The organism is Dehalogenimonas sp. NIT-SK1 (assembly GCF_055384165.1).
Genome location: NZ_AP042352.1, coordinates 1,212,853 through 1,239,451, shown reverse-complemented (window position 1 = coordinate 1,239,451; position 26,599 = coordinate 1,212,853). Strand labels below are relative to the sequence as shown.

The window sequence follows — 26,599 nt, the reverse complement described above, 5'->3', positions numbered from 1 at the left end:
AGCCGTCCGGGGAATTGTTTTGAGACATTCAAATACACCGGCAGCGGGTTTTTGAACGTAAAAATAGAGTCGTTTCCTTCGTTTCGCCTGTCGGATTCGATTACTTTACCGGCCGGCTGATGAGAACTGATTTCCGATAACTGCCAGTCGGTATGGAAAAAACTTTTGACATAAACCCTTTCCGGTTTTATGCTGAAATGAGAGAGGTAAAAGTTATGGCTAAATACCGTTGTACCATTTGCAATTATATTTATGACCCGGAGCAGGGAGACCCTGACAACGGCGTCAGCGCCGGCACCGCGTTTGAAGACCTGCCGGATGACTGGGTTTGCCCGGTATGCGGCGCCGGTAAAGACCAGTTTGAAAAGGTAGAATAAGCCCGCGGCAGCCGGAGGTAGATTATGCCGGTAGATTTGAATATTCTCATCGGTGGTGAAGCCGGGCAGGGGGTGCAGTCGGTCGGGGCGGTATTGGCGCGAACCGCGGCGCGTGGCGGCTATGAAGTCTTTTCTGACCAGGACATTGAATCCCGTATCCGCGGCGGCCATTCATTTTCCCGGGTGCGTATTACCCAAAGCCCGATGGATGGACCGAGGGAAAAAGTTGACATAATACTGGCACTTAACGCCGAGACCTTAGAGCGGCACCAGGCCGAGCTGGCACCCGGCGGCGTCATTGTTTATGACCGGGATAAGACTGGCATTGAGCCGGATGAAGGTGTCAGTGTGGTTGATATTCCCGTTGAGAGCATCGCCCGTGAAGCTGCCGGCAGCCTGAAAATGGCTAACACCGTAGTTTCCGCCGCGGCGCTGGGTCTGCTGGATTATGATTTAAGCGAACTTGATGGGGTGCTGGAGCACGAGTATGGACGTCATGGTGAAGCGGCTGTCGCGGCTAACCGAAAGGCGGCCCGTGCCGGATATGATTACGCCGCGGCTCACCGTCCGCCGGGCTACCGGATTCGGCTGAGACCCGGCAAATCTTCCGGCAAGCTGCTGCTGACCGGCAATGAAGCCGTGGCCCTTGCCGCGCTGGCGGCCGGCTGCGGACTGGTTGCCGGTTACCCCATGACCCCTTCAACTCCCATCCTGGAATACCTGGCTGACAAAGGACGGGATTTTGACCTGCCGGTCATCCAGGCCGAAGATGAGATAGCGGCCATCAATATGGCTGTCGGCGCCGGTTACGCCGGAGCGCGGGCCATGGTGGCTACTTCCGGCGGTGGTTTCAGCCTGATGACCGAAGGACTGGCGCTGGCTGGAATGACGGAAACGCCGGTGGTCATTATCCTGGGCCAGCGGGCCGGACCGGCCACCGGACTGCCCACCCGGACTGAACAGGCGGACCTCAGCTACGCCATATCCGCCGGCCACGGCGAGTTCCCCCGGGCGGTGCTGGCCCCGGCTAATGCTGAAGAGGCTTTTCGGCTGACGGTCAAGGCCTTCAATTTAGCTGAGCGTTACCAGACACCGGTAATTGTGTTAACTGACCACCTGATGGCTTCAGCTTATTATGCCACTCCGCCGTTTGACCTGGCTGAGGTGAAACTGGACCGGGGAGAATGGCTGTCGGTGGCCGAAGCTGACCGCCAGGGAGCCGAACATAAGCGCTACGCTTATACTGAGTCCGGAGTTTCTCCCCGGGCGCTGCCGGGACTGAGCCGAGCGCTGGTTTCAGCGGACTCCGATGAGCATTCTGAGGAAGGTCATATCATTGAAGACGGCCGAACCCGGCGGCTGATGGTGGAGAAGCGGCGGAAAAAGCAGTCCGGGCTGGCACAGCAGATATCCCCGCCGCATTTCAGTCCGGTAACCGACGCTGAATATATCTTGGTCAGCTGGGGTTCGTCCCGGGGGGCGGTTGATGAGGCGGCTCGGATCATGACGCAGCAAAGAAAAAGAATCAGCCGGATGCACTTTTCCGAGATATGGCCTTTCCCGGACGGAGTGGCGAAGATGCTGTCCCGGGGCGGAAAAGTTGTCGTTATTGAGAGCAACGCCGAGGGGCAGCTGGCCCGTATTATACGAGCTGAGACCGGTTACGCCGCGGATATCGGCGTCAATCGTTATGACGGCCGGCCGTTGTCGGCGGAATATATCCTGGAATGCCTGACGAAGGAGGTGGGATCATGAAAGCTAAAGTAACCCTGGAAGAATATACCCCGGCCTCCGATAACGCCTGGTGCCCCGGCTGCGGCAACTTTGGTATCCTGAAGGCGGTCAACCAGGCATTGGTGGAACTGAAACTGGAGCCGCACCAGGTGCTGATGGTTTCCGGCATCGGCCAGGCGGCCAAACTGCCGCATTACACCCGTAGCAACATTTTCAATGGCCTGCACGGGCGGCCGCTGCCGGCGGCGGTGGGAGCCAAGGCGGTCAACAATGGCCTGACCGTTATCGCGGAAAGCGGTGATGGTGATGCCTACGGCGAAGGCGGTAATCATTTTATTCATACCATGAACCGCAACCCGGATATTACCTACCTGGTACACAACAACCAGGTGTACGGTCTGACCAAGGGACAGGCTTCGCCGACTACCGACCTGGGCTTTACCACCAAGCTTAATCCCGAGGGAGCCTGGGTGGCGCTGCACCCGCTGGCATTGGCGGTGGCGGCGGACTGCAGTTTCATTGCCCGCGGTTTCAGCGGTGATCCTGATCATCTCTCCGGGCTGATAGCCGCCGCGGTCAAACACCCGGGATTTGCCCTGGTGGAAATATTGCAGCCGTGTGTTAGCTTCAATAAGAAAAACACCTTCAAATGGTACCGCGAGAGGGTTTACAAACTGGAAGACACCTCCGCATATGACCCGGAGGACCGGACAGCTGCCTTCGGCAAGGCACTGGAATGGGGTGAGCGTATTCCCATCGGCATCATCTATCGTCACCAGCGGCAAACATTTGATCAATACCTGGGTACCGACGGCCGTCAGCCGCTGGTAACGCCGGAACTTAAACCGCGGGACATCAGGCCGTTGTTCGAGGAGTTTCGCTGAATCGGTTCGGTCATCGGCGGCGCGATTAGAATCGTCGCAGTCTTTTCAGGAGCATTGCATTGAGGGAAGAAAAAATATTAAAGGAAGCCCGCACTATTGCCGTTGTCGGCGCCTCGCCGGACCCGCGGCGGCATTCCCACCGGGTTATGGCCTACCTGATGGATGCCGGCTACCGGGTGATTCCGGTCAATCCCAATGCCGAAGAAGTGCTGGGGGTCAAAACTTACCCTGACCTGATTTCAATACCGGAGCCGGTGGATATAGTTGATGTCTTCCGGGCGCCGGAAAAGGTTATGCCTATTGTTGATGAAGCTGTTTCCATCGGGGGGTCGGTAATCTGGTTCCAGGAGGGAGTAATCAACCAGGCCGCGGCTGATAAGGCGGCAGCGGCCGGACTGAAAGTGGTTATGGACCGCTGCATAGCCAAAACTCACGCCGCTGCCGTCGGCGGAGAGCACTGACAGCGGTGACAAGATAAAGCTGTCATGTTATCCTTTATTATATGTCTTTAACAGTAAAAACCCTCACCATGACTGAACTGACGACGCAGCCTCGTCTGATGGAAGGTCTGCGCCCTCCTTTCCCTTTTGTTGCTTCCGGCTGGCTTGCCGCCTGGTACGAGAGCTTCGGCGATGCTGATGAGCTGTGGCTGAGACTTTTTTATGCCGACAAAGAACCGGTCGGCCTGGCGACGCTCCGGGTCAGTGACGGCACGGCGCGTTTTATCGGCAGCGCCAATGTTTGTGATTACCTGGATTTTGTGGTCAAGGAGGGTTGGGAAGATTCTTTTTTTGAGCGGCTGCTGGCCGAACTGGCCGCTGACGGTGCGCGGCGGCTGGAACTGGAGGCCTTGAGGCCGGATTCAACTGTAATTACGCGGCTGCTGCCGCTGGCCCGTCGACGCGGACTTGAGGTGAAGCTGACCGATACCGATGTTACTCTGGAGATGGCGCTGCCGTCTGACTGGGACACCTACCTGCTGGACCTGACGGCGCATCAGCGGCATGAGATTAAGCGCAAGGGGCGGCGTCTGACCGAAGCCGGAAAACTTGAGTTTGAAATATCAGAACCGCGGGACCGGGAGGCAGAGCTGGCTGAGCTGATACGCCTGCTGCGCGTCAGTCGGCAGGATAAAGCCGAATTCATGACTGCTGAAATGGAGAAATTCTTCTGTCGGCTGGCCGCTGCCATGCAGGACAGCGGCTGGTTGAAATTCGGTCACCTTCGACTCGACGGACTGACGGTAGCTTCGGTCATGTGTTTTGATTATAATGAAACCCGCTATCTCTATAACAGCGGTTATGAGCCGGCGAGAGCCAATCTGAGTGTCGGATTGCTGTCAAAGGTTTTTTCCATCCAGGACGCGGTGGCGCGGCGGATGCGGCGCTATGATTTTCTTAAAGGAGCCGAGGTTTATAAATACCACCTGGGCGGCGGAGAGATGCCTATTGCCCGGGCGGAGATAGAATTGAACATTGAGTGAAGAAGCTTTGAGAATTGCCATGCTGTCGGTTCACAGCTGTCCGGTGGGTCAGCCGGGAGGACGCGATACCGGCGGAATGAACGTCTATATCCGCGAATTAGCCGCGGCGCTGGGGCGCCGGGGCCACCGTGTTGATGTATTTACACGGGCTCATGACCCGGCTGATCCGCAGTGGGAGCCGCTGGCTGAACGGGTGAGGCTGATTCATATACGGGCAGGGGCGGTGGCGGAAATGGGCAAGCTGACGCAATACAATCATCTCCGGGAGTTTGAACTAAACCTGGATGATTTTTGCCGCGCCGACGGGGCTGAATATGACCTGGTTCATTCCCACTACTGGCTTTCCGGCGAGGTAGGTCGGAAGCTGGCTGAAGACCGCCGGCTTCCTCATGTGTTTTCTTTTCACACTGTCGGGGCGGCCAAGAATGAATTGGGCCTGGGTCAGCCTGAACCCGGCCTGAGGCTGCTGACCGAGGCAGAGATTGCCGCTTCCTGCTGTCATATCCTGGGCGGCACTGAATATGAAAAAAGCTCCATCATCCGGCACCATGGCTGCGAAGCAACAAAGATCAGCGTAGCCCCCTGCGGTGTTGACCTGGAGATGTTCCACCCGGTGGACCGTATGGCTGCCGGCCGTATTCTGAATCTGCCGCCGGAGCCGACCGTGCTCTATGTCGGCCGGCTGGATAAGCTGAAGGGCATTGACCGGCTGGTTGAGGCGTTGGCGCTATTGGACAACCGCCGGAGCCGACTGGTTGTAGTCGGCGGTGATGATTACGGACGGCAAGCCCAGGCGCTACTTCGACAGCAGGCTGAGGCACTGGGTTTAAGCGGCCGGGTGGATTTCATTGGCGCCGTTCCGCAGCCGCAGCTGCCGTTTTACTACTCTGCCGCTGATGTGGTGGCAGTACCTTCCTATTCTGAAACTTTCGGCATGGTGGCGCTGGAAGCGGTTGCCTGTGGCACTCCGGTAGTTTCGACTGACGTTGGAGCGGCTGGTGAGATTACTAAGGAAGGCTGGTCGGGCACGGTTATACCCGGCAACCAGCCGCTGGATATAGCCACGGCACTGGAACCCTGGCTCAATGAACGTTGCCGGGTTGACCGCCGAGCGCTGCATCATTCAGTCAGTCGGTTCGGATGGGACGCGGTGGCAGCCCGGGTAGAAAGCGTTTATCGTTCGCTGGTTCCGGCGGCAAACATAGATGAGGTGACGGTTAATGGATAAAGCTGACGTTATGGTTATTATGGCCCATCCGGATGACCCGGAGTTTTCCTCCGGAGCCACTATTGCCCGGCTGGTAAAAGAAGGCCGGCGGGTGGTGTATGTCATTTGTACCGCCGGAGATAAAGGAACTTCTGACCGCAGCCTGCCGCCGGCCAGGTTGGTGGAGATGCGCATGGCTGAGCAGCGTGATGCCGCCAGTACCCTTGGTGTTTCCGATGTGGTGTTTTTGGGGTATCCCGACCAGGGGCTGGAGGCTTCCCCGGAACTGCGCAAGGAACTGGTCAGACTGATCCGGCTGTACCGGCCGGACCTGGTAATCACTCATTCACCTTATCAGCGTTATATCTGGTGGCACCGTGACCACCGCAAGTGCGGTGAGTCTGCCATGGACGCCGTTTTCCCTTACGCCCGCGATCATCTGGCCTACCCGGATCTGCTGGCTTCGGGCTACGAACCTCATAAAGTGGGCGAAGTCTGGCTGGCCGGGGCTGAGGATTCTAACTATAAATCCGACATAACCGCCACTTTTGAACTCAAGGTGCGGGCCATCCGCTGCCACCGCAGCCAGGTTGGTGATGATTTTACCGACCGGCTGGAGCGTATCCAGGCCCGGGCTTCGGCGGCGGCCGAAGGGGAGGACTTCCCGCTGGCTGAATCCTTCCGGCGGATAGAAATACCCTGGTAATTGACCGGTGCCCGGATGTATTAGACCGGTTATTCAAAAGAGAAAAATGACAAGGCTTGGATTTTTTCCAGCTTTAATCCTTGACGCACCCTCTTTATATTTCATATAATATCTTTCTGTTTGAAAGCAGAACCGGATTTCCTTTGGGGAAAAGCCGGAATCTGCCCGAGTGGCGCAATGGCAGCGCAACCGACTTGTAATCGGTAGGTTAGTGGGTTCGAATCCCCTCTCGGGCTTGGCCGTTGCACATGGAGAGGTGCCGGAGTGGTTAATCGGAGCAGTCTGTAAAACTGCCGCCCGAAAGGGCTTCACTGGTTCGAATCCAGTCCTCTCCAGTTTTTTTATCTGTTGGCTAGACAACATAGCTTGAAGAAACTATAATACTAGGGTTGCCCACATAGCTCAGCAGGTAGAGCACGTTCTTGGTAAGAACGGGGTCATCGGTTCAAGTCCGATTGTGGGCTCCAGAATTTGAAAATTAAAGGGGGATAAAATAATAAATGGCTAAACAAAAATTTGAACGCTCAAAACCTCATGCTAATGTCGGCACCATCGGGCACGTCGACCACGGCAAAACCACCCTGACCGCGGCTATCACCACCGTGTTGTCTTCTTCCGGCTGGGCTCAGAAGCGCAGCTTTGATTCCATCGACAACGCTCCGGAAGAAAAGGCCCGCGGCATGACCATCGCTATCTCGCACGTTGAGTACGAGACCTCGAAGCGGCATTATGCCCACATTGACTGTCCCGGTCACGCTGACTTTGTAAAGAATATGATTACCGGCGCCGCCCAGATGGATGGCGCTATCCTGGTAGTCAGCGCTCCTGACGGTCCCATGCCGCAGACCCGCGAGCATGTACTGCTGGCCCGACAGGTTGAAGTTCCCGCCATCGTCGTTGCCTTGAATAAGGTTGACGCCATGGAAGATGAAGAACTGCTGGAGCTGGTTGAGCTTGAGGTCCGCGAACTGCTGACCAAATACAAGTTCCCCGGCGATGACACCCCGGTAGTCCGCGTTTCCGCGCTCAAGGCCCTTGATTGCGCCTGCGGCAAGCCGGACTGTGAATGGTGCGGCCGCATCATTAAACTTATGGACGCTGTTGATGAATTTGTGCCTCAGCCGGAACGCCCCAAGGACAAACCGTTCTTGATGCAGGTGGAAGACGTCTTCTCCATCAAGGGCCGCGGCACCGTGGCCACCGGTCGTGTTGACCGAGGTATTATCAAAGTCGGCGAGGAAGTCGAGATTGTCGGTCTGCACCATGAGCCCCGCAAGACGGTGGTTACCGGCGTCGAAATGTTCCACAAGCTGCTGGATAGCGCTGAACCCGGCGATGCCGTTGGCCTGCTGCTGCGCGGCGTTGAACGAACCGACATTGAACGTGGTCAGGTACTGGCCAAGCCCGGCTCAATCAAGCCGCACACTCATGCCGAGGCCGAGGTCTATGTCCTCAGCAAAGATGAAGGCGGCCGTCACACTCCGTTCTTCAACGGTTACAAGCCGCAGTTCTACATCGGCACTACTGACGTAACCGGTAATATCGAATTGCCCGCCGGCGTGGAAATGGTTATGCCCGGCGACAACGTTAAAATGAAGCTAAAACTGATTTACCCGGTGGCTATGGAAAAAGGTCTGCGTTTTGCTATCCGCGAAGGCGGCCGCACCGTAGGCGCCGGCGCCATCACCGAAATTCTGGAGTAATATGGCTAAAGCGGAAAACCGGATTGTGATCACTTTTGCCTGCACTGAGTGCAGCGAGAGGGTTTATACATCTTCAAAAAACAAGCGTAATGACGCGCGTCGTCTGGAGATCAATAAATACTGTCCCCGTTGCCGGACGCACCGTTTATTTCGGGAAACTAAGTAACGGGACAAAGGCGGAAAGCAACGATGCCGAAATCAAGCAACAAGCCGCCGGCTAACAAGCCGGCGGCCTCAGCCAAGCCCAATTTTTTTGGCAATATTATTGCCGAACTTAAGAAGGTAACCTGGCCTACCAGGGATGAAGTGCGCAAACTCACCATCATGGTACTGGTGGTGGCTTTCAGCGTGGGACTGGTGCTGGGCGCGTTGGATTATGGCTTGTCTTTCCTGGTGGATACATTCCTGCTGGATTAGCAGCCTGTGCTGGGTTCTATGCGGGCTGAAGGGTGCATGTTTTGACGGTTAACGAAAAAAATTGGTTTGTAGTTCATACTTACTCCGGTCATGAAGAGCGGGTAAGAAAGAATTTGGCCGAGCGTATTGAAACGCTCGACCTTTCTGATGAAATTGCGCGGGTAGAAGTGCCGACTGAAGAAGAAGTCGAGGTCAAAAACGGCCAGCGGCGTACGGTCAGGCGCAAGATACTGCCCGGCTATGTAATTATTCAGATGCTAATGAGTGACCGCAACTGGAATATAGTGCGTAATACCCCTGGGGTTACCGGGTTTGTCGGCACCGCCGGCAAGCCGACTCCTTTGCAGCCGCAGGAAGTGGACCGCATCATAACTCAAATGGAAGCGGAAGCGCCCCGGGTTAAAGTCGGTTTTAAGAAGGGACAGAGCGTCCGGGTGGTTGACGGTCCCTTTGTTGACTTTATCGGCATGGTGGATGAGGTAAATACCGAAAAAGGCAAGGTCAAGGTCTTGCTGTCGCTTTTCGGACGGGAAACCCCGGTAGAATTGGACTTTTTACAGGTGGAGAAACTGTAATACGGTTTTTCCTGGATTCAAGGAGATATAAAATTGGCTAAAAAAGTAAAGGCAATCGTTAAGCTGCAGATACCGGCAGGCAAGGCTAATCCGGCGCCGCCGATCGGCCCGGCACTGGGTCAGCATGGTGTTAATATCATGGGCTTCTGCAAAGAGTACAACGAACGCACCGCCTCAATGGAAGGTTCGGTGGTACCGGTCGAGATAACCATTTTTGAAGACCGGTCGTTCAATTTTGTAACCAAGACGCCGCCGGCAACCGACCTGCTGAAAAAGGCGCTCGGCATCCAGAAAGGAGCTGGGGACGCCGGAGGCGGTACTCCCATGGTTATCCCCCGGGCCAAGGTGCGGGAGATTGCCGAACTTAAGATGAAAGATTTAAACGCCGTTGACGTGGCCGGGGCAGAACGCATTATTGAAGGCTCCGCAAGAAGTATGGGGATAAAGGTAGAATAATATGGCAGACCGTGGTAAACGTTTCGAAGCAGTAGAAAAAATGGTGGAGTCCGGCAAGGACTACGCGCCGGCTGAGGCAATAGCCCTGGCCAAGCAGGCGGCTACCTGTAAATTTGATGAAACCGTTGAAATGCACCTTAAAATGGGGCTGGACCCTCGTAATTCCAGCCAGGTTGTCCGGGGAGTCGCCTTGATGCCTCACGGCCTGGGTAAAGAAGTAAGGGTGCTGGTTTTTGCCCAGGGAGATGCGGAAAAAATTGCCCGCGACGCCGGAGCTGATTTTGTCGGTGCCGATGACCTGGTGGAGAAAATCAACGGCGGCTGGACGGAATTTGACGTAGCCATAGCTACTCCGGAAATGATGGCTAAAGTTGGTAAACTGGGTAAAGCGCTGGGTCGTAAAGGCCTTATGCCCAATCCCAAAGCCGGTACCGTGGTGCCGGCATCCGATCTGCCGCAGACTATCAAAGAAGCCCGCATGGGCCGGGTTGAGTTCAAATTAGACCGCACCGCCATTATCCATGTAATACTCGGCAAAGCCTCTTTTGAAGAGGAAAAAATCCTGGGCAATATGACCGCGCTGGTCGATGCCATCGTAAGGGCTAAACCGTCCGGGGCCAAGGGACAATATATTAAGAGCGCTTTCCTTACTACCACCATGGGACCGGGGATAAAACTGGACCTTCGTTCAATCATGTCACTGGCCGCATGATGATGACGGGCTTGCACTGCCCGTTGACAGGTGCTATCATTGTTTATAATTGAATATCCTTAGACAGCCGGCGTCCCATATGGGACTTAATAGATGCCCGCCGAGGAAACAGCAAACACAGAGAAATCTGATTTTGTCCTTGTGCGAGCAAGGACTTTATTATTTTCAGGAGGTATAAAATATGCCCAACGCCAAAGTTAGATTGAAAAAACAGCAGACGATTGATGAACTGGGCAAGATTATCAACGAATCCAGTTCCGCTGTGATTACCGATTACCGGGGTGCCAGTACCGCCGAGCTGACCAAGCTTCGGATCAAGCTGCGCAAGTCCGGTGTCGGCTATAAAGTGGTCAAGAATACGCTGGTCAGAAGCGCCGCGGCTCATGCCGGCAAGGATAAACTGGTTCCGGTGCTGGACGGGCCTATCGCCATGGCCTATGGTTATGGCGAAGACGTCGCTGTACCGGCCAAGCTGGTGCTGGAGCACATCACCGCGGCCAAGTCCGGTATGACCGTGGCCGGCGGTTTCCTGGGTGAAAGACTTTTAAGTGCGGAGGAAGTAACATCTCTTTCCAAACTTCCGCCCAAAGACGTACTGATTGCCAAGATGCTGGGCGGTATTCAGAGCCCGCTGTATAAATTGGTCGGTACTCTCAACGCGCCCATACAGGGTCTGGTGACTGTTCTTAACGGTCGTCTCCAGCAATTAGAAGAAGCCAAGTAAATAAAAGATATAAATATAAACGGAGGATTAAAAATGGCTGTCAACGACATTATTAAGGAAATCAAGGAACTCAACGTCATGGAACTGGCGGAACTGGTTAAAGCTCTGGAAGAAGAATTCGGCGTAAGTGCTGCTGTTCCCATGGCAGCGGCGGCCCCGGCTGCCGGCGGTGGTGAAGCCGCGGCTCCGGCTGAAGAGCAGACTGAATTTGACGTTATACTCAAAGACGTAGGTGCCAACAAGATCAACGTTATCCGCGTGGTCCGGGAACTGACCGGCCTGGGACTCAAAGAATCCAAGGATATGGTTGAGGCCGCGCCCAAGGCCGTGAAGGAAGGCGCCAGCAAAGAAGAGGCAGCCAGCATCAAAGAGAAGCTGGAAGGCGCCGGCGCCACTGTTGAAGTTAAGTAAAAACCTCGAATAAGAATAATAGGCAGGGTAAACAGGCCAAAGCCTGTTTACCCTGTGTTATTTAGTAAAAAGAGTGACAAGAAAATGCCCGCAGTGAGTTAATTCCTTGCTTACTTAATGGTGAATAACTATAATTTCGGCAGGTCAAGATAATAAGGAGGCCTCCGATGACCGGCGATAGCTTGATTGTCCTAATACTGGGTGGCTTTTTCATAATTGCCGGCGGGGTAATGCTGGCCGTCGGGTTCCGCGAGGAAAAAGGTTATTACGATGCCTTGTCCACTAAGCGCGACCTCCGGGAATTCGTTACCCATAATCCTGAGAGGCCGGAGCCCGGGTCATTGCGTACCGGCGGCTGGATTTCACTGGTTGTCGGCGTGGCGGTCATTGTTATCGGGCTGCTTGTCGTGCAGTAACTCTCCAGTCAGTCCGATTCCTATTTCCGGCGGAGCAGCGATGCCGCTGGAAATAACCATTTTCATGGCGGCATCTACTGAAATATCCGTACGGCGTATCTGTTCCTCGGTAACGATGGCAAAATAGCCCGAAGTCGGCACCGGAGCCGTCGGAACATAAATGGAAATCAGCTTATTGCCGGATGTATCGTGAAGTTCATTGGTGATAAAAGCCACCGTCCACATTTCCTTCCGAGGGAATTCCACCAGTACCACCTCTCGAAACGCTGCCCGGGTGCTTTTATTAGCCCCGGAAAGGCTGAACATGGCCTGCTTGGCGGCATTGTAAATCTGGCGCAGTACCGGCAGGCGGCCGACAACGGCTTCACCAAACTGGATAAGGCGTTTGCCGACGATGTTGGACGCCAAAAGTCCGGCCAGGTATACCAGCACCAGTGTTACAATGAAACCAAGCCCGGTGATATTCTGGCCGAAAGCCAGGCGGATAAAAGGCTGAAGAATATTGTCAATAGTATTGAAAAACCACAGCAGAGCCAATAACACCAGCGCTGCCGGAACGGTAACCAGCAGACCGGTAATGAAATTGCGGCGTATGTTCCTGACCAGCCAGGTCTGCTGCGGCTCTTCACTTTCTGCTTCAGGTTTATCGGCCATGGTCAATCCTCAGATGGGAATATACTTATAATAACGCTTATGAGGCAAATATGCTAGGTTCCTAAACGTGGCCGATATTGCAGGGCTTCCGCCATATGATGCGTTTTGATGTCTTCGGACGCATCAAGGTCGGCGATGGTACGACTAATTTTAAGGGTCCGGTGATATGCCCGGGCTGATAATGATAGCTGCCGCATGGCTGTCCGGAGCAGATTTTCCGCTGCCGTTTCCATGCCGCAGTAGCGCTTGATATCCGCTGCTGTCATGTCATTGTTGGCCGTCAGACGGCTGCCGGTAAAACTAGTCGTTTGAATTTGTCTTGCGGCGGTAACCCGACGGGCGATTTCGGCGGAATTCTCTCCCCGATGGTTACCCGATAATTTATCATAGTCCACCCGGGGAACATCAACGAAGATATCAATCCGGTCAAGGAATGGTCCTGACAGCCGATTCTGATACCGGGTTATCTGTGAAGGAGCACAGCGGCATTCCTTGAGCGAATCTCCGTAATAGCCACAGGGACATGGATTCATAGCTCCGATGAGCATAAAGCTGGCCGGGAAAGTTACTGAACCGTGGGAACGGCTGATGGTAACCAGGCGGTCTTCCAATGGCTGTCGCAGCACTTCTAGCATATTGTGGCCAAACTCCGGCAGTTCATCCAGGAATAATACGCCGCGGTGAGAGAGGGTTATTTCTCCCGGACGGGGTATATGACCGCCGCCAACCAGTCCAGCTGATGAAGTGGTGTAGTGTGGCGAACGGAAGGGCCTCTCTCTAACCAGTGCCGTACCCGGCGGCAGGGTACCGGCCACCGAAAATATCTTGGTGACCTCCAGGGCTTCTTCGTTGGTCATCGGCGGCAGAATGGTGGTCAAGGCACGAGCCAGCATTGTTTTACCTGAACCCGGCGGTCCGGACATGACCACGTTATGAGCACCGGCTGCCGCCACTTCAAGCGCCCTTTTAACATGTTCCTGGCCTTTTATATGGGCCATGTTGATGCCATTGTCCGGCATCTCCTGGTCTGCAGGTTCCGGGTTTTTACTGACCTGCGGCGCTTCGATTTCGCCTGACAAGAATAAAGCCAGTTGGGCCAGTTTTTCAATCGGGATTATTTCAACCCCCTCAACCATTGAAGCCTCAGCCGCATCTTCCGCCGGAACGATTATCTTACGGTATCCGTTCTGATAGGCAAGCGCCGTCATCGGCAGGATGCCGTTGGTATGCCTCAATTTTCCCTCAAGCGACAACTCACCCAGAAAAGCCATGCCTGATACATCAGCTTTCAGCTGTCCGGAACTCAGGAGTATACCCAGGGCAATCGGCAGGTCATAGGCTGGACCGGTTTTCTTGAAGTCGGCCGGCGCCAGACTGGCTACCACCCGCTTCATTGGGAAAAAGAAACCGGAATTACGCACCGCGGCGCGTACTCGTTCCCGCGATTCCTGGATGGCGGTATCCGGCAGGCCCACTACGGTGAATGAGGGAAGTCCGGGAGCAATATCTACCTCCACCTCGACGATGGTGCCTTCGAGGCCGAGCAGGGCGCAGGTCATGGTGCGGGCAAGCATGGCGTGGCCTAATGTTAGCTATAAATACACGCAGGTGTCAAACCGCACGGCAAATCCGGTCAATAAATATTGGGCTATAAGGCTAATTTGTTTATTGACCGGTTAACGATATACAATAACCTGAAATACCACCGTACTGAAGCAAGGTTCCCAGAAAGGAATGCCGATGCCCAGTATTAAAGATGTAGCTGCGGTTATTATGGGTGGTGGTCGGGGAGTGAGGCTCTATCCGCTTACCCGCAATCGGGCTAAACCGGCCATCCCGGTAGCCGGCAAGTACCGCTTGATTGACATTCCCATCAGCAATTGCATCAATTCCGGTATTTTTCGCATCAGCGTGCTGACCCAGTTTAACTCCGCATCACTCAACCGCCATGTAAGTCAGACTTATCAACTGGACCCTTTCGGCGTCGGTTACGTTGAAATACTGGCAGCCGAACAGACCGATGATCATGAAGACTGGTATCAGGGCACAGCGGATGCAGTCAGGAAGCAATTAACTCAGATACGTTCTTCCTGTATCAGTGACGTGCTTATACTGGCCGGAGATCATCTGTACCGCATGGATTATTCCCGCATGCTTAATTTCCACTGGAATAATCAAGCTGATATAACCGTCGGAGTGATTCCTATTGATGGTGAAGAGGTCAGCCGTTTTGGAGTATTAAAATGCGACCATACCGGAAAACTTACTTCTTTCAGCGAAAAACCCAAGGAACCGGCAATCCAGGCGGCTATGGTTAGTTATCCGGAACGGAATAATTGCTATCTGGGTTCTATGGGTATTTACGCATTTAAGCTGGATGTTTTGATAGACATTCTGGCTCAGTATCCGGATTTCGATGATTTCGGGAATGATGTCATTCCTTACGCGGTGGATAACCTGGATGTTTATGGGTATGAATTCGACGACTACTGGCGTGATATCGGAACTATCAGGTCATTTTATGATACCAACCTGGAACTGACCCGACAGGATGCTCCGTTTCGCTTTTATGACCCGCGCGGCCCCATATATACACATACCCGTTTTCTACCGGGTTGCATCATAGAAGACAGTAACCTGCAGGATGTCATGCTTGCCGAAGGCTGCCAAATAAAGTCTGCCAGCATAAGCCATTCGGTGGTGGGGGTCAGAAGCCAGATAAAACGGAGTTGTATTATTACTGATTCCATTATCATGGGCGCTGACCAGTATGAGCCATTGCATGAACAGGTGCCTTTAGGTATCGGGGAACATTGCTATATACAGGGCGCCATCATTGATAAGAACGTCAGTATCGGCCCGGGTACCACCATAAAATCTTTTCCCCGCGGTACCAATATTGATTACAGCAAATGGGTAGTCCGGGACGGTATTGTAGTTGTGCCTAAAAATACTGTACTGCCGGCTAAAACGATAATTGAACCGGAACCCGCCGCCAGACAGCTGAACTTTCCGAATTAATTTTTACGGGACAAACTTTTTCTGAATTGAACCAACGGCTAAATATAACCATGGCTTCCGCCGAAATTGTACCGTTCGCCAAGACCGGCGGCATGGCTGATGTGGTTGGAGCGTTGTCAGCGGAACTGGCTGAAGTCGACGGAATAAAGATTAACATGGTGATGCCGGCTTACCGGCGGGTGATTGAGTCTGTTATTGAAAAAGATGGTATTAATTCCGTTTATGACCTCAATTTTGATAGACCCAGGGTCAATGGTTGTCTGTGCAGGTATTCGCTGGCACCATCCCTTAATGTTTATTTTATTCGGGCGGATGAGTTTTTTGACCGTGAAGGACTCTATGGAGACGCGAGTGGTGATTACGCGGACAACGCTGCCAGGTTCGCCTATTTTTCACGAGCCGTTTTAGAAGTCGCTCGAAGGGAAGAGAGTAGTATTCTGCATCTCCATGATTGGCAGGCTTCTCCGGCTGCCGCCATGCTCAAAGCTCAGCCGGAGATATATCCGGAACTGGCGGGCAGCCGTTGTGTATTGACAGTGCACAATCTGGCCTACCAGGGTTTGTTTGATTACAGCGAATGGGCTCATCTTGGATTGCCCTCGGATGTTTTTCAGAAATCCTTCGAATTCTACGGACGTATTAACTATTTAAAATCCGGTCTGGTGGCAGCTGACCGACTGACTACGGTCAGCCCGTCATACGCTGCTGAGATACAATCTGAAGGGTATGGATTTGGCCTGGAAGGCGTACTCAGGCAGAGGTCTGGGGACCTGGTAGGAATACTGAACGGGGTAGATTACTGTACCTGGAATCCGGAGGCCGATCCGCTTATTCCTTTTCAATACACAGCAGGCGAATTGGCCGGTAAAATGGAATGTAAAAAAACATTGCAGGCAGAATACGGCTTGAAATCGGAACCGGATGTCCCACTCGTTTGCATGGTAACCCGGATGGTTGAGGGTAAAGGGCTGGAACTGATAATGGAAGCTGGAGATGCCTTGTTTGAGGATCGTGAATTTCAGTTTGTTTTGCTAGGGAGCGGCCAAAAATACTACCAGGATTATTTTAATAGACTGGCTCTACGTTTCCCGGATAGAGTGGGGGTGAAAACCGGTTTTGACGAACCCCTGGCACATCGCACTATTGCCGGATCAGATATACTATTGATGCCTTCCCTGCGGGAACCATGCGGCCTGACCCAGCTCTATGCCTTGAGATATGGTACGGTGCCCGTTGTCCGGCGGACCGGCGGCCTGGCGGATACTATTGAACCTTATAACAGCAATAACGAAGGCAATGGTTTTGTTTTCCCCGATTATAGTGGAAAGTCCATGGCTGAAGGGTTGTCCATGGCCATTAAGTTTTATCATCAAAAAAGCCGGTGGACGGACCTTGTGCGGCGAGCCATGAATGCTGACCATTCATGGAGCCGGTCAATGAGGGAATATCTTAAGATATACCAGGAATTGATATAAGCGCGATCGGATTCGGATTAAATTAGAGATTTAAGATATTTTTAATTTCAGGCAAGGCATCTTTAGCTGCTGTGATTCCCTTTTGCATCAGTTCACTGGTGAGTTTAAAATCAAACGGTTTGAATCCTCTGGTATCTACGGATATAACGCAGTCTGCCTGAGACAGGCTGTGCTGCAGCATATGTGTTGCCGATATTTCAACGGTATTCAGCATTATCTCAAATATGCCCGGCGCTTCATCGTTGTTTTTCCGCCCCTCTTTTTTAATCGGCAGAGCGTTCACCGCGATTACTTTATCCGCCCCCATGTCCCGCAGTACCTGGACAGGCATTGGGTTAACAACCGCGCCGTCAACCAGGTATTGGCCGTTTGGCCACCTCACAAGCTGGAAAAGCCCGGGAATTGATATGCTGGCCCTGACAGCTTCAATGACTGAGCCTTCCTTCAGGACGACCTCTTCTCCGGTTATGATGTCAGTCGCAATGCAGGCATAAGGTATTTTCATGTCTTCAATACGGACATCACCGAGGGAATTCCGCATGAATTCCCTGAATTTGTTGCCAGCTATCAGGCCGCTTTTAGGAGGCTTTATATCCAGCATTTCACCCAGAGTCAAGTGTTCGGCAATATCACAGATCTCGGCAGAGCTTAATCCGCCGGCGTAAAGCGAACCTATCAAAGCACCGGCGCTGGTTCCGGCAATGTAGTCTATCGGTATCTCTTCGTCCTCCAGGACCCTGAGAACACCAATATGCGCCAGCCCCCGGGCAGCTCCGGAACCCAGTGCCAATCCGATTTTGAGTTTATTTTTAATCACTTAAAAAAACCTCGGTCAATTGATTATTATATATGTCACTCGCGTGGTGTCAATGGCAGCTTATAACAAAAATATCTATTGATATGGGCGGGAACTTGGAGTAATCTTATTAACAAGTCAGAATTTTAATCAAGGAGGTGCAGCAGCGACAAACAGGGCTTCCGGTATCAAATTTACATAATAAAGGAGTTCAACCATGGCTGCTAAATTTCAACTCTATAAAGACAAAGCTGGAGAGTTCCGATTTCGATTGATAGCCAGCAACGGTCAGACGATTGCTGTATCCGAGGGGTATAAGGCAAAAGCCAGCGCGGTAAACGGAATTGAATCAGTAAAGGAAAATGCACCAAAAGCGGCAATAGAAGATACCACGCTGGATTGAACCAAACTGTTGAATAGCTCTAAACAGAAGCGATGACATGTTAAAAGAATTCAAAGCTTTTATCATGAGGGGTAGTGTAGTTGACCTGGCGGTCGGCATTGTTATCGGCGCCGCTTTTGGTGCTATCGTTAACTCTCTGGTTAAGGATGTGATAGTGCCTCCGGTAGGATTACTGCTTGGCGATGTGAATTTTTCCAATATGTTTGTTGTGCTCAGTGAGGGCAGTGTCCCCGGTCCTTACGCTTCGCTTGCCACTGCAGCGGAAGCAGGCGCGGTTACTTTGAATTATGGTGTTTTTATCAATACCATAGTCAGTTTTTTGCTGATAGCCCTGTCTATCTTTTTCCTGGTGGTTAAACCACTCAACCGTATTGCTGAGAGACGCAAAGCGGCAGACGCGAAATCCGCAGCGGCACCACTTACCAAAAGTTGTCCTTTTTGCGCGACTGACATCCCCAAAAAAGCATATCGTTGCCCCAATTGCACGTCGCAATTAGAATAAATATCGGTTATGGTCGGAGCAGGAGCCATAGCATGCTCCTGCTCCCTTTTAAGACGAGGCATAAAGCTAAAATGGCACTTCAACCGATAGGTTGAACTTAGGTTTATTCATCTTCTATCATATGAATGAAAAAAAGCGGATATCAGGAGGAATATAATGTGTTGTCTGGTAGCGCTTCTTATGCTGGTTGGTCCCCGGGCAACCATGATCGTCTGGTGGTTGTTTGATGCTAATCGATGGTCACAGGCATTTGACTCTCTTCTGATTCCGGTGCTTGGTTTTATTTTGCTTCCCTGGACAACACTGGCTTATGTGCTGGTTTTTTCTGGTGGAATAACCGGGTTGGATCTTGTACTACTGATTTTGGCGGTTCTAGGTGATCTGGGTGCTTATGGCGGAGGCTACCGCAATCGAGAGAAGCTAGGCCGGTAGTAAAAAAGTTGCGGCGGCCGTAACAGGGTTCTTACTCCTGGACGGCCGCCGCTTTTTGTTTTGTTTAAACGAAAATTATTCTTTTTTGGTACCTTCCAGGTGTTTCATAAACATACTGATTAAGTCTATGGGTATGGGGAATATAACCGTGGAATTATTTTCGGTGGCGATTTCTGAAAGGGTCTGCAGATATCGCAATTGAAGCGTTACCGGCTCCTTGGAAATAATACTGCCGGCTTCAGATAGTTTGGCCGCTGCTTGGAATTCGCCTTCGGCATGAATGATCTTGGCGCGCCGTTCACGTTCAGCCTCGGCTTGAGCTGCCATGGAGCGTCTCATGGTTTCCGGCAGTTCAACTTCCTTGATTTCCACTGTGGAGACTTTGATGCCCCAGGGGTCGGTATGGGTATCTATAATTCCCTGGACAATGTCATTCAGTTTGTCACGCTCTGCCAGGAGTTCATCCAGTGTGGATTGCCCCAGCACATTACGCAGGGTGGTCTGGGAAATCTGCGATGTAGCCCGAATATGGTCAACTACTTTGACGACTGATGACTTGGGATCGACCACGCGGAAATAGATCACAGCGTTTACCCTTACGGTTACGTTGTCCTTGGTTATAACTTCCTGTGCCGGAACGTCCATGTTGATGACGCGGAGATCTACCTTGACCATACGGTCGATAAAGGGAATTAGAAAGAATAGTCCTGGTCCCTTGGCGTCTATGAGACGTCCCAGGCGGAAAACCACACCGCGCTCGTATTCAGACACTACTTTTACTGCCATGCTGATGATGGTAACCAGGAACAGGGCGACAATAATCAGCGGGATAAGACCTTCGAAACCGAAAGTGATTCCTTCTTCGGGCATAACAACCTCCTTAATTAATTTTCTTGGCGACTTTAAGCTTTAAACCTTCCACATTTACGACAACTACTTCCTCACCTGGTTCCGCTCTGCCATTGTCCAGTTCAGCTGACCAGATTTCTCCTTCGAGAAACACGGTGCCATTAGGCGTTAGAGCAGTTCTGACAACAGCTTTATGCCCGGCCATATCTTCCTGTCCGGTAGCTACCTTTCTGCGGTAGGTCTTGATAACATTGGCGCCGATCAACAATACCGCGGCTGCCAGTAAAATGGTTACGGTTATAACCAGCCAAATATCCACTTCAAAAAGAGGCCCTCCTTCTTTAAACAGTATCAACGACCCGGCAATCAGCGACGCGGCGCCTCCGGCGGTTAGCAGGCCGAATGAAGTAGTAAAGGCTTCGGCGATAAACAAGGCGAAAGCGAGCAGTATCAAGATAACACCGGCGATGTTAACCGGCAACATGCCCATGGCAAAAAAGGCGGTGATGCCGCTGACAACCCCGATAGCACCGGGGATAATAAGTCCGGGATTGAATACCTCAACCACGATACCAAGCATCGCCAGAGTCAGCAGGAGATAGGCGATATTAGGATCAGCAATAGCGTACAAAAAGGATTCGACGGCTGTCATTCTGAATTCAGCCACCTCCGCTCCGGCGGTTGACAGGGTGGCCATATCGCCGGAGGTGTCCTGATACTGGAATCCATCCAATTGACTCAGCAGGTCGCCAAAGTCTTGGGCGACTATTTCTATTACTCCTTGTCCCAGAGCCTCAGATGCCGGGAGTGAGGCTCCCTCACGAACCGCTGATTCTGCCCAGTCAGCATTCCGGTTATGCGTGGTCGCAATCGCGCGCGCGTAGGCGACCGCGTCATTTGTTATCTTGTTCTGCATCTCCTCGGACAGGTCTTCGCTCAACGATACCGGTGTGGCGGCGCCAATGGCCGTATCCGGCGCCATGGCGGCAATATCTGAGGCAATGGTCAGGAAGAATCCTGCCGAGGCCGCACGGGCGCCTGGCGGAACATAAACAACTATCGGTACCGTGGCCCGGTCAAAGGTTTGGATTATATCCCTCATGGTAGTATCCAACCCTCCGGGCGTATCCAGTTGGATTACCACGCAGGCTGAACTCTGAGATTCAGCACGGTCAATCCCGCGTTCAATATAATCGGTCAGCACCGGATTGATGGTGCCTTTTACATTGAGTAGGGTGATATTTCCGCTGGCTGCTGAAGCTGGAGCGTAAAGTGAAAAAGCAGCGGTGATTAAAAGCATGAGGATGATGATTCGGCGAACTGCTGTTAAAGCTCTTGCCATTACCAAATCAGTATAACCGGAAAATAGCAGGGGGGCAAACTTGTTTACCTGCTCTGAATCAACACACTGATAGTAAGTAATGCTTTCAGTTGCCGCTTCATCTGAGAGGACTATACTCGTATTAGATAATCATAAGGATATCAAAAATAGCAATATTGATGACGCCTAATTAGCTTATTCCGATTTAGTCACCACTGGACGAACATGGGCATTACCACATGAATATAATTATCCGTTCCCAGTGGTCTTATAACACCGGGGCTTGATGGTCCGGTAACCTCCAAAGCTACCTGATCCTCAGTCAATACACTCAATACATCCAGCAGGTATTTACCATTAAAGGCTATTTTAGCTTCTTCTCCGGAGATAGCGGCATCCAGTTCAGCCTGGTCGTCACCAATTTCTTCTGACCTGGCAGTGATGGAAAGACGGCCAGGTGTTTTTCCGCTGCCGGGGGTCATGATCAACCGGACAATGCCGCCACCGTCACGGGCGAAAATCTGGGCGGCACGGGCAGCTCTCAGGAATTGGGCTACATCAAGTACCACCCTGGTAGTATGGGATTGAGGTATAATTTGAGAATACTGCGGGAATGCCCCCTGCAATAACTGCGAAACAAGCTCAATATTTTTCATTTTGAAAAGAATCTGGCTTTTCTGCGTATCAACGGTTATGTCTAGTTTTTCCTCCGCATCGGTGATGAGACGAGAAACCTCAGCCATTGTCTTGGAGGGAATTATAATTTTAATTTTCTGCTCAACCGGTTCAGCAAGGCCGATTTTATAAACTGCCAGCCGGAAACCATCAGCAGCTGCCAGTGTCAGTACATTCCCATCAAATTCCGCGTCAATACCGGTCAGCACCGGCCGTGATTCATCTGAGGCGGCGGCGAACACCACCCGGCTGACGCCTTTTTTGAATTCTGCTACGTCAACTTTGGCTTTAATACCGTTTTCTACCCGCGGGATTGGCGGGAAATCATTGGCGTCCACACCCGATAACCTGGCTTCGAAGCGGCCGCATTTAAGGGTCAGTATTTTTTTAGCTGATAATGCCATTTCAACCTTATCATTAGGCAGCGAAGTGATAAATTCCGAAATAAGTTTAGCCGGCACTGTGGTGGCGCCTTCCTCTTCTATCTTAGCCCCCAGCCAGCAGGCTACCGCCATTTCCAAATTTGTAGCCGCCAGCTTGAGGCGGCCTTCGTCAGTGGTCAGCAGTACATTTGAAGTTATGGGTAAAGTAGAGCGCGTAGCGGCTGCTCTACCTACAACACTAAGACCTTTGGCCAGATTTTCCTGAAGACAAGATAAGCGCATATTGGTGGTTCCTCCGGTTAAAAATCGAATGGTCTATGATTATATAACGCATAGGGCGGAGTGGCAATCATTTTTTTAATTGATTTAGCTGGGCGTGGTGCTTATTATGCACGGCAGCCGTTGCCATGGTGGGGATATTGTTTATTCCGGTAGAGCGCCGACAAATTCAGGTGAATTAACGTCGAAGGTAAAGTGTTTGATTTCGACTTCGTCACCATTTGGGCCGGGAACCTGTTCAAAGGTGCGCACCTTTAATATGCTGCCTGAATATTCTTCTACTTCCGCGTCGGGAAGTGTATCAATGATGTAATTGCCGTTGGCATCCTTGCCGGTGCGATAGGATATGGATATGCGGTCGCCTTTTTTTAACATAACCTGCCTTTTTTAATATTCATATATTACACCATATATTATAGCATTGTGTGCAATATGGGAATATAAATGTTGCTATTAAAAACCGCACTGAAGATATCACTCGAAATCCGATGTTGAGCAGAGGCGGTTCATGTGTGATAATTTAATAATGAAAACCAAAACATTCCGCCGCACCAAGATAGTTGCCACTATTGGTCCGGTATCATCTTCCCCGGAGGTGCTTTCGGAACTGATCGGAGCGGGCATGAATATTGCCCGGCTTAATTTGTCTCACGGTACACTGGAAGAACATTCCGAGCAGGTGAAGCTGGTACGCGCTGAAGCCAAAAGGTTAAAGACGGCAGTGGCGGTGCTTATTGATCTTCCCGGTCCCAAATATCGCACTGGGCCTTTGGCCGAAGAAAATGTTCGTTTGGTTAAAGGCAGCCAAATCATCCTGACTACTCGTCAGCTACCGGGTGATGAGAAAGAAGTTTCAGTTAATCTGCCAACATTGCCCAAAGACGTCAGACCGGGAGATATGGTTCTTTTAGATGACGGAGCGCTTCAACTGGAATGTATTGAGATTAAAGGTGAGGATGTTATATGCAGGGTAGTAATCGGCGGCCTTCTGACACCTGGACGCGGTATTGCTATCCCCGGCAGGAAGTCCAGTATGCCCTTCATGACTGAAAAATTGAGAAGTAATATTGAATTTGCATTGGACCAACGGCCTGATTATATTGCCCTCTCATTTGTAAGCAGGGCTAATGATATCAAGCAGGTCAGGAAATTATTAAAAAAACGTAACGCTGATATCCCCATTATTGCCAAAATTGAACGCGGGGTTGCCGTATCCGGTTTTGATTCGATACTGGAAGAAGCTGACGGTATCATGGTGGCGCGTGGCGACCTGGGGGTGGATATACCGCTGGAAAGATTACCACTGGTACAGAAAGAAATTATTCATAAAACCAATCGAGCCGGAAAGCCTGTTATTACCGCTACCCAAATGCTTGAATCAATGATTTCCGCTGCCAGGCCTACTCGGGCTGAGGTGACGGATGTTGCCAACGCAATTTTTGACGGTAGTGACGCAGTGATGCTATCAGCGGAGACATCCATAGGCAAATACCCGATTAGGGCAGTGCAGATGATGTCCGCTGTGGCGTTAGAGACTGAAAAAACACTGCCTTATGATTTATGGATAACCGAACGCGGTTCATGGCTGAGCGACCAGGCGGAAGAGATGATCAGCTATAATGCGATTCTTACCGCTCGACGTCTTAACGCCGCGGCTATCGTAGCTTTTACTTCCTCCGGCTCGACCGCCGGTCGGGTAGCGAAATACCGGCCCAGCGCACCGATACTGGCTATTTCGCCCAATGGTGATATTTGCCGTCGGCTGATGCTGAACTGGGGAGTGCAGGCCAGCCAAATACCTACCCCTAAGACAGTTGACGCCCTTTTTAAAACGGCGGTCAGATTGTGTAAAAAACTCAGGTTAGCCAAACCGGGTGATAAGATAATTGTTACCGGAGGCGTTCCTTTGGGGGTAGCCGGAACGACCAATTTGCTCAAGGTACAAGAGGTAGAATAAGAAGGCCGGGGTCTCATAAAGATGAATAGCAAGAGCAAGATTCCCCTGCTCTTATACAGGATTGGATTTTTATGATACAGGTAAAGGACCTAACAAAGGACTACCAGCTCGGGGGAGAAACCGTTCATGCCCTGGCCGGGGTTAGCCTGGAGATTGATGACGGTGAGTTCACCGCTTTTGTAGGCCCTTCCGGTTCCGGCAAGAGTACTCTGCTGCACCTAATAGGCGGGCTTGATACACCTTCGGGCGGAAGTATTATTGTTGACGGCAGAAACCTGAGTAATGCTTCAGATGCGGAACTGGCTAATTACCGCAACCGCAATATCGGATTTGTTTTCCAGGCTTTCCATCTCCATCCAACATATACGGCGGTGGAGAACGTGGCTATTCCGCTTATCTTCAGTGGTATAAGCAAGAACGAGAGATTGGAGCGAGCCAGACAAGCCCTGGCTATTGTCGGCATGGAGCACCGTGCTGACCACCGACCCAATCAACTATCCGGCGGAGAGCGGCAGAGGGTCAGTATTGCCCGTGCTCTGGTTACCGATCCCGGTCTGATTGTTGCTGATGAGCCGACCGGTAATCTGGATACAGTGAATGGCAGCCGTATCATGGATCTTTTAGGCGGATTGAATAAGGATAAGGGTATTACCTTGTTGGTAGCTACTCACGATGTTGAATTAGCCGGCAGAGCGAGGAGAGTCCTTAATCTCCGCGACGGGTTGATTATTGAGGATACAAATTCGTGAAATTTAATGAATTATTGAGCATGGCTTTTTCGAATCTTTGGCGGCGCAAGCTGCGTACTTCACTGACGGTACTGGCGGTAGTTATCGGGGCTTTACTGGTGGCGCTGGTTGTTTCCCTGGGCTCCGGTTTGCAGACATTTGTGGTAAGTCAATTTGGATTGAATTTTCCTGATACAGCAGTAATTGCCTCATCAGGCCGTAATATGTCCAATTTCGGCGGCGGTGGTATGCCGCATGAAATAGATACCTCCGAAACAACTATTATAAACCCCTTTACGGAAGATGATATTAATAATTTAGAGGCTATACCGGGAGTGGAACGGGTGGATTACCTGGTTAACTTTGCCGCCCGATATATTCAGCCACAGGGCAGTGATAAAATTTACACCGTTAATGTTTCCGGTGTACCAGAATATGAAGCCGCTATTCGGCCGCTTTTCCAAGGTTCCGGTTTTAATGACAGCGACCGAGGGGTTGCTTTGATTTCTTATAATTATCTTGAAGCTTTCGGCTGGGAAGAAGCGAGTGATGTTATCGGGCGAACAGTTACGGTGAATGTTGGCAAGCAGAATGCTTACACGCTGGAATCCAGAGACTATGATTTTTCTATTATCGGCGTCATTGATAAACAGGTTTCAAGCGCTGAATTACTCATACCTCAGGCTGATGCCATAGATATGGCCAGGTATTATCAGAATAACCCACTGATGTATTCAGAGTCTCAGCCAGGATATTTTTTACAGTTGAAAGCCACCGAGCCAGAGCAGGTAGCTGTTGTTTCACAGGCCGTGGAAGACCTTGGTTTTTCCGCTACTACTCCGGAGGATATACTGGCGCAGATCAACAGTGTTTTCAGCGTTATTCAAATCGGTCTTTCTGCCTTCGGAGTAATCGCTCTTATAGTGGCGGCTATCGGTATTATTAATACACTGCTGATGGCTATTCATGAACGAACACGCGAAATCGGTGTAATGAAGGCGGTCGGAGCTACTAGAGGTAATATTCGGGCCTTGTTTACCATGGAGGGGGCGGCACTGGGTTTCATGGGAGGTGCTGTCGGTGGCGGTTTAGCGCTGCTAGCTGGACAGGTGCTTAATTTTATTGGAGCCAGGACCTTTCTATCCGATTTCCCCGGCTTTGAACTGACCTCATTTCCGTTGTGGCTCGTTCCCGGGGTTATCGCTTTAACTACGGCCGTAAGCCTGCTGGCTGGATTATATCCGGCTAACCGGGCAGCAGGGTTGGATCCAGTGGAAGCATTGCGGTATGAGTAGCGACTGATTTCAATAGCACAAAAA

General features: G+C 51.7%; 31 protein-coding genes, 3 tRNA genes and 1 other annotated feature. Of the genes, 27 read left to right on the top strand and 7 right to left on the bottom strand.

The genetic code is table 11. From position 1 onward, the window contains the following. Nucleotides 1-215 precede the first annotated feature (215 nt). From rd to ACZ48S_RS06330, 19 genes are all read left to right on the top strand, one after another. The gene (gene rd / locus ACZ48S_RS06420; RefSeq protein WP_464211824.1) at nt 216-377 is read left to right on the top strand and encodes a rubredoxin; all 162 of its coding nucleotides are present in this window, start codon (nt 216-218) and stop codon (nt 375-377) included. A 24-nt stretch (nt 378-401) separates the two neighbouring features. After that, entirely contained in the window at nt 402-2,132 is a 1,731-nt protein-coding gene (locus ACZ48S_RS06415; protein WP_464211822.1) for a 2-oxoacid:acceptor oxidoreductase subunit alpha, read from the top strand. Then, nucleotides 2,129-2,995 (top strand): 2-oxoacid:ferredoxin oxidoreductase subunit beta, encoded by an 867-nt coding sequence (locus tag ACZ48S_RS06410; protein WP_464211819.1) that lies wholly within the window; start codon nt 2,129-2,131, stop codon nt 2,993-2,995. Before ACZ48S_RS06415 ends, ACZ48S_RS06410 begins: the two co-directional genes overlap by 4 nt. A gap of 59 nt (nt 2,996-3,054) precedes the next feature. After that, the gene (locus ACZ48S_RS06405) at nt 3,055-3,456 is read left to right on the top strand and encodes a CoA-binding protein (RefSeq protein ID WP_464211817.1); all 402 of its coding nucleotides are present in this window, start codon (nt 3,055-3,057) and stop codon (nt 3,454-3,456) included. Nucleotides 3,457-3,497: 41 nt separating this feature from the next. Continuing rightward, nucleotides 3,498-4,478, top strand: a complete 981-nt coding sequence (locus tag ACZ48S_RS06400) for a GNAT family N-acetyltransferase (protein ID WP_464211815.1) — start codon at nt 3,498-3,500, stop codon at nt 4,476-4,478. Beyond that, nucleotides 4,471-5,706 (top strand): glycosyltransferase, encoded by a 1,236-nt coding sequence (locus ACZ48S_RS06395; protein ID WP_464211813.1) that lies wholly within the window; start codon nt 4,471-4,473, stop codon nt 5,704-5,706. Before ACZ48S_RS06400 ends, ACZ48S_RS06395 begins: the two co-directional genes overlap by 8 nt. Next, a complete protein-coding gene (locus ACZ48S_RS06390) occupies nt 5,699-6,391 on the top strand; it encodes a PIG-L deacetylase family protein (RefSeq protein ID WP_464211811.1) in 693 nt (230 codons plus the stop codon). Before ACZ48S_RS06395 ends, ACZ48S_RS06390 begins: the two co-directional genes overlap by 8 nt. A gap of 163 nt (nt 6,392-6,554) precedes the next feature. Next, nucleotides 6,555-6,627 (top strand) — tRNA-Thr (locus ACZ48S_RS06385). 14 nt (nt 6,628-6,641) lie between these two features. Continuing rightward, nucleotides 6,642-6,726 (top strand) — tRNA-Tyr (locus ACZ48S_RS06380). Nucleotides 6,727-6,782: 56 nt separating this feature from the next. Then, nucleotides 6,783-6,858: transfer RNA gene (locus tag ACZ48S_RS06375), tRNA-Thr, on the top strand. A gap of 33 nt (nt 6,859-6,891) precedes the next feature. Further along, nucleotides 6,892-8,094 carry an elongation factor Tu gene (tuf, locus tag ACZ48S_RS06370; RefSeq protein WP_464211809.1) on the top strand — a complete coding sequence of 401 codons (1,203 nt, stop codon included), beginning with the start codon at nt 6,892-6,894 and terminating at the stop codon, nt 8,092-8,094. Nucleotide 8,095: 1 nt separating this feature from the next. Beyond that, nucleotides 8,096-8,260, top strand: a complete 165-nt coding sequence (gene rpmG / locus ACZ48S_RS06365) for a 50S ribosomal protein L33 (RefSeq protein WP_464211807.1) — start codon at nt 8,096-8,098, stop codon at nt 8,258-8,260. 23 nt (nt 8,261-8,283) lie between these two features. Continuing rightward, nucleotides 8,284-8,511, top strand: coding sequence for a preprotein translocase subunit SecE (gene secE / locus ACZ48S_RS06360; protein ID WP_464211805.1), 228 nt, complete (start codon nt 8,284-8,286; stop codon nt 8,509-8,511). Nucleotides 8,512-8,552: 41 nt separating this feature from the next. Next, entirely contained in the window at nt 8,553-9,086 is a 534-nt protein-coding gene (nusG, locus tag ACZ48S_RS06355) for a transcription termination/antitermination protein NusG (RefSeq protein ID WP_464211803.1), read from the top strand. A 33-nt stretch (nt 9,087-9,119) separates the two neighbouring features. Then, nucleotides 9,120-9,542, top strand: coding sequence for a 50S ribosomal protein L11 (gene rplK, locus ACZ48S_RS06350; RefSeq protein ID WP_464211801.1), 423 nt, complete (start codon nt 9,120-9,122; stop codon nt 9,540-9,542). Nucleotide 9,543: 1 nt separating this feature from the next. Continuing rightward, nucleotides 9,544-10,254, top strand: coding sequence for a 50S ribosomal protein L1 (gene rplA / locus ACZ48S_RS06345; RefSeq protein ID WP_464211799.1), 711 nt, complete (start codon nt 9,544-9,546; stop codon nt 10,252-10,254). A 39-nt stretch (nt 10,255-10,293) separates the two neighbouring features. Next, nucleotides 10,294-10,424, top strand: a sequence feature (ribosomal protein L10 leader region). An 11-nt stretch (nt 10,425-10,435) separates the two neighbouring features. Continuing rightward, nucleotides 10,436-10,978 carry a 50S ribosomal protein L10 gene (gene rplJ / locus ACZ48S_RS06340; protein WP_464211797.1) on the top strand — a complete coding sequence of 181 codons (543 nt, stop codon included), beginning with the start codon at nt 10,436-10,438 and terminating at the stop codon, nt 10,976-10,978. Between the two features lie 33 nt (nt 10,979-11,011). Next, nucleotides 11,012-11,389, top strand: a complete 378-nt coding sequence (gene rplL / locus ACZ48S_RS06335; RefSeq protein ID WP_464211795.1) for a 50S ribosomal protein L7/L12 — start codon at nt 11,012-11,014, stop codon at nt 11,387-11,389. 167 nt (nt 11,390-11,556) lie between these two features. Further along, nucleotides 11,557-11,805: a hypothetical protein gene (locus ACZ48S_RS06330; RefSeq protein WP_464211793.1), complete on the top strand. Its 249-nt coding sequence runs from the start codon at nt 11,557-11,559 to the stop codon at nt 11,803-11,805. Here the strand turns inward: ACZ48S_RS06330 and ACZ48S_RS06325 are convergent. Then, complete coding sequence (locus ACZ48S_RS06325; RefSeq protein WP_464211791.1) at nt 11,752-12,459, bottom strand: DUF502 domain-containing protein; 708 nt, start codon at nt 12,457-12,459, stop codon at nt 11,752-11,754. The genes ACZ48S_RS06330 and ACZ48S_RS06325 overlap by 54 nt on opposite strands. Nucleotides 12,460-12,512: 53 nt before the next feature. Beyond that, on the bottom strand, nt 12,513-14,033 hold the full coding sequence (locus tag ACZ48S_RS06320; RefSeq protein ID WP_464211789.1) for a YifB family Mg chelatase-like AAA ATPase: 1,521 nt from the start codon (nt 14,031-14,033) through the stop codon (nt 12,513-12,515). Between the two features lie 166 nt (nt 14,034-14,199). On the opposite strand from ACZ48S_RS06320, the gene ACZ48S_RS06315 reads away from it, so the two are divergent. Together ACZ48S_RS06315 and glgA are read left to right on the top strand one after the other, a co-directional pair. Continuing rightward, on the top strand, nt 14,200-15,480 hold the full coding sequence (locus ACZ48S_RS06315; RefSeq protein ID WP_464211787.1) for a glucose-1-phosphate adenylyltransferase: 1,281 nt from the start codon (nt 14,200-14,202) through the stop codon (nt 15,478-15,480). 50 nt (nt 15,481-15,530) lie between these two features. Next, entirely contained in the window at nt 15,531-16,955 is a 1,425-nt protein-coding gene (gene glgA / locus ACZ48S_RS06310; RefSeq protein WP_464211785.1) for a glycogen synthase GlgA, read from the top strand. A gap of 22 nt (nt 16,956-16,977) precedes the next feature. Here glgA and ACZ48S_RS06305 read toward each other — a convergent pair whose 3' ends face one another. Further along, the gene (locus tag ACZ48S_RS06305; protein WP_464211783.1) at nt 16,978-17,772 is read right to left on the bottom strand and encodes a patatin-like phospholipase family protein; all 795 of its coding nucleotides are present in this window, start codon (nt 17,770-17,772) and stop codon (nt 16,978-16,980) included. A 196-nt stretch (nt 17,773-17,968) separates the two neighbouring features. Between ACZ48S_RS06305 and ACZ48S_RS06300 the strand changes: the two genes are divergently transcribed. From ACZ48S_RS06300 to ACZ48S_RS06290, 3 genes are all read left to right on the top strand, one after another. Then, the gene (locus ACZ48S_RS06300; RefSeq protein ID WP_464211781.1) at nt 17,969-18,154 is read left to right on the top strand and encodes a YegP family protein; all 186 of its coding nucleotides are present in this window, start codon (nt 17,969-17,971) and stop codon (nt 18,152-18,154) included. A gap of 37 nt (nt 18,155-18,191) precedes the next feature. Continuing rightward, complete coding sequence (gene mscL, locus ACZ48S_RS06295) at nt 18,192-18,656, top strand: large conductance mechanosensitive channel protein MscL (protein WP_464211779.1); 465 nt, start codon at nt 18,192-18,194, stop codon at nt 18,654-18,656. A 156-nt stretch (nt 18,657-18,812) separates the two neighbouring features. Continuing rightward, nucleotides 18,813-19,088, top strand: a complete 276-nt coding sequence (locus ACZ48S_RS06290; protein WP_464211778.1) for a hypothetical protein — start codon at nt 18,813-18,815, stop codon at nt 19,086-19,088. A gap of 75 nt (nt 19,089-19,163) precedes the next feature. Here ACZ48S_RS06290 and ACZ48S_RS06285 read toward each other — a convergent pair whose 3' ends face one another. From ACZ48S_RS06285 to ACZ48S_RS06270, 4 genes are all read right to left on the bottom strand, one after another. Beyond that, a complete protein-coding gene (locus ACZ48S_RS06285; protein WP_464214576.1) occupies nt 19,164-19,874 on the bottom strand; it encodes a slipin family protein in 711 nt (236 codons plus the stop codon). Between the two features lie 94 nt (nt 19,875-19,968). Then, the gene (locus ACZ48S_RS06280; protein ID WP_464211776.1) at nt 19,969-21,279 is read right to left on the bottom strand and encodes an NfeD family protein; all 1,311 of its coding nucleotides are present in this window, start codon (nt 21,277-21,279) and stop codon (nt 19,969-19,971) included. A 188-nt stretch (nt 21,280-21,467) separates the two neighbouring features. Then, nucleotides 21,468-22,598 (bottom strand): DNA polymerase III subunit beta, encoded by a 1,131-nt coding sequence (gene dnaN, locus ACZ48S_RS06275; protein WP_464211775.1) that lies wholly within the window; start codon nt 22,596-22,598, stop codon nt 21,468-21,470. Between the two features lie 141 nt (nt 22,599-22,739). Beyond that, a complete protein-coding gene (locus ACZ48S_RS06270; protein WP_464211774.1) occupies nt 22,740-22,970 on the bottom strand; it encodes a hypothetical protein in 231 nt (76 codons plus the stop codon). A gap of 151 nt (nt 22,971-23,121) precedes the next feature. On the opposite strand from ACZ48S_RS06270, the gene pyk reads away from it, so the two are divergent. The 3 genes from pyk (at nt 23,122) to ACZ48S_RS06255 (ending at nt 26,575) form a co-directional block, all read left to right on the top strand. Further along, nucleotides 23,122-24,552: a pyruvate kinase gene (pyk, locus tag ACZ48S_RS06265; protein WP_464211773.1), complete on the top strand. Its 1,431-nt coding sequence runs from the start codon at nt 23,122-23,124 to the stop codon at nt 24,550-24,552. Between the two features lie 71 nt (nt 24,553-24,623). Then, nucleotides 24,624-25,301 (top strand): ABC transporter ATP-binding protein, encoded by a 678-nt coding sequence (locus ACZ48S_RS06260; protein ID WP_464211772.1) that lies wholly within the window; start codon nt 24,624-24,626, stop codon nt 25,299-25,301. Beyond that, a complete protein-coding gene (locus ACZ48S_RS06255; protein WP_464211771.1) occupies nt 25,298-26,575 on the top strand; it encodes an ABC transporter permease in 1,278 nt (425 codons plus the stop codon). The genes ACZ48S_RS06260 and ACZ48S_RS06255 overlap by 4 nt, the downstream gene beginning before the upstream one ends. Nucleotides 26,576-26,599: the final 24 nt, after the last annotated feature.

Coding starts and splice junctions, on each gene's coding strand:
- ACZ48S_RS06325 (WP_464211791.1), bottom strand. CDS start 12,459: ATGGCCGATAAACCTGAAGCAGAAAGTGAAGAGCCGCAGCAGACCTGG.
- ACZ48S_RS06315 (WP_464211787.1), top strand. CDS start 14,200: ATGCCCAGTATTAAAGATGTAGCTGCGGTTATTATGGGTGGTGGTCGG.
- ACZ48S_RS06280 (WP_464211776.1), bottom strand. CDS start 21,279: ATGGCAAGAGCTTTAACAGCAGTTCGCCGAATCATCATCCTCATGCTT.
- ACZ48S_RS06290 (WP_464211778.1), top strand. CDS start 18,813: ATGTGTTGTCTGGTAGCGCTTCTTATGCTGGTTGGTCCCCGGGCAACC.
- ACZ48S_RS06300 (WP_464211781.1), top strand. CDS start 17,969: ATGGCTGCTAAATTTCAACTCTATAAAGACAAAGCTGGAGAGTTCCGA.
- dnaN (WP_464211775.1), bottom strand. CDS start 22,598: ATGCGCTTATCTTGTCTTCAGGAAAATCTGGCCAAAGGTCTTAGTGTT.
- ACZ48S_RS06415 (WP_464211822.1), top strand. CDS start 402: ATGCCGGTAGATTTGAATATTCTCATCGGTGGTGAAGCCGGGCAGGGG.
- rpmG (WP_464211807.1), top strand. CDS start 8,096: ATGGCTAAAGCGGAAAACCGGATTGTGATCACTTTTGCCTGCACTGAG.
- ACZ48S_RS06400 (WP_464211815.1), top strand. CDS start 3,498: ATGTCTTTAACAGTAAAAACCCTCACCATGACTGAACTGACGACGCAG.
- secE (WP_464211805.1), top strand. CDS start 8,284: ATGCCGAAATCAAGCAACAAGCCGCCGGCTAACAAGCCGGCGGCCTCA.
- tuf (WP_464211809.1), top strand. CDS start 6,892: ATGGCTAAACAAAAATTTGAACGCTCAAAACCTCATGCTAATGTCGGC.
- pyk (WP_464211773.1), top strand. CDS start 23,122: ATGAAAACCAAAACATTCCGCCGCACCAAGATAGTTGCCACTATTGGT.
- ACZ48S_RS06410 (WP_464211819.1), top strand. CDS start 2,129: ATGAAAGCTAAAGTAACCCTGGAAGAATATACCCCGGCCTCCGATAAC.
- rplJ (WP_464211797.1), top strand. CDS start 10,436: ATGCCCAACGCCAAAGTTAGATTGAAAAAACAGCAGACGATTGATGAA.
- ACZ48S_RS06330 (WP_464211793.1), top strand. CDS start 11,557: ATGACCGGCGATAGCTTGATTGTCCTAATACTGGGTGGCTTTTTCATA.
- glgA (WP_464211785.1), top strand. CDS start 15,531: ATGGCTTCCGCCGAAATTGTACCGTTCGCCAAGACCGGCGGCATGGCT.
- ACZ48S_RS06270 (WP_464211774.1), bottom strand. CDS start 22,970: ATGTTAAAAAAAGGCGACCGCATATCCATATCCTATCGCACCGGCAAG.
- ACZ48S_RS06320 (WP_464211789.1), bottom strand. CDS start 14,033: ATGCTTGCCCGCACCATGACCTGCGCCCTGCTCGGCCTCGAAGGCACC.
- rplL (WP_464211795.1), top strand. CDS start 11,012: ATGGCTGTCAACGACATTATTAAGGAAATCAAGGAACTCAACGTCATG.
- mscL (WP_464211779.1), top strand. CDS start 18,192: ATGTTAAAAGAATTCAAAGCTTTTATCATGAGGGGTAGTGTAGTTGAC.
- ACZ48S_RS06285 (WP_464214576.1), bottom strand. CDS start 19,874: ATGGCAGTAAAAGTAGTGTCTGAATACGAGCGCGGTGTGGTTTTCCGC.
- rd (WP_464211824.1), top strand. CDS start 216: ATGGCTAAATACCGTTGTACCATTTGCAATTATATTTATGACCCGGAG.
- ACZ48S_RS06260 (WP_464211772.1), top strand. CDS start 24,624: ATGATACAGGTAAAGGACCTAACAAAGGACTACCAGCTCGGGGGAGAA.
- ACZ48S_RS06390 (WP_464211811.1), top strand. CDS start 5,699: ATGGATAAAGCTGACGTTATGGTTATTATGGCCCATCCGGATGACCCG.
- rplA (WP_464211799.1), top strand. CDS start 9,544: ATGGCAGACCGTGGTAAACGTTTCGAAGCAGTAGAAAAAATGGTGGAG.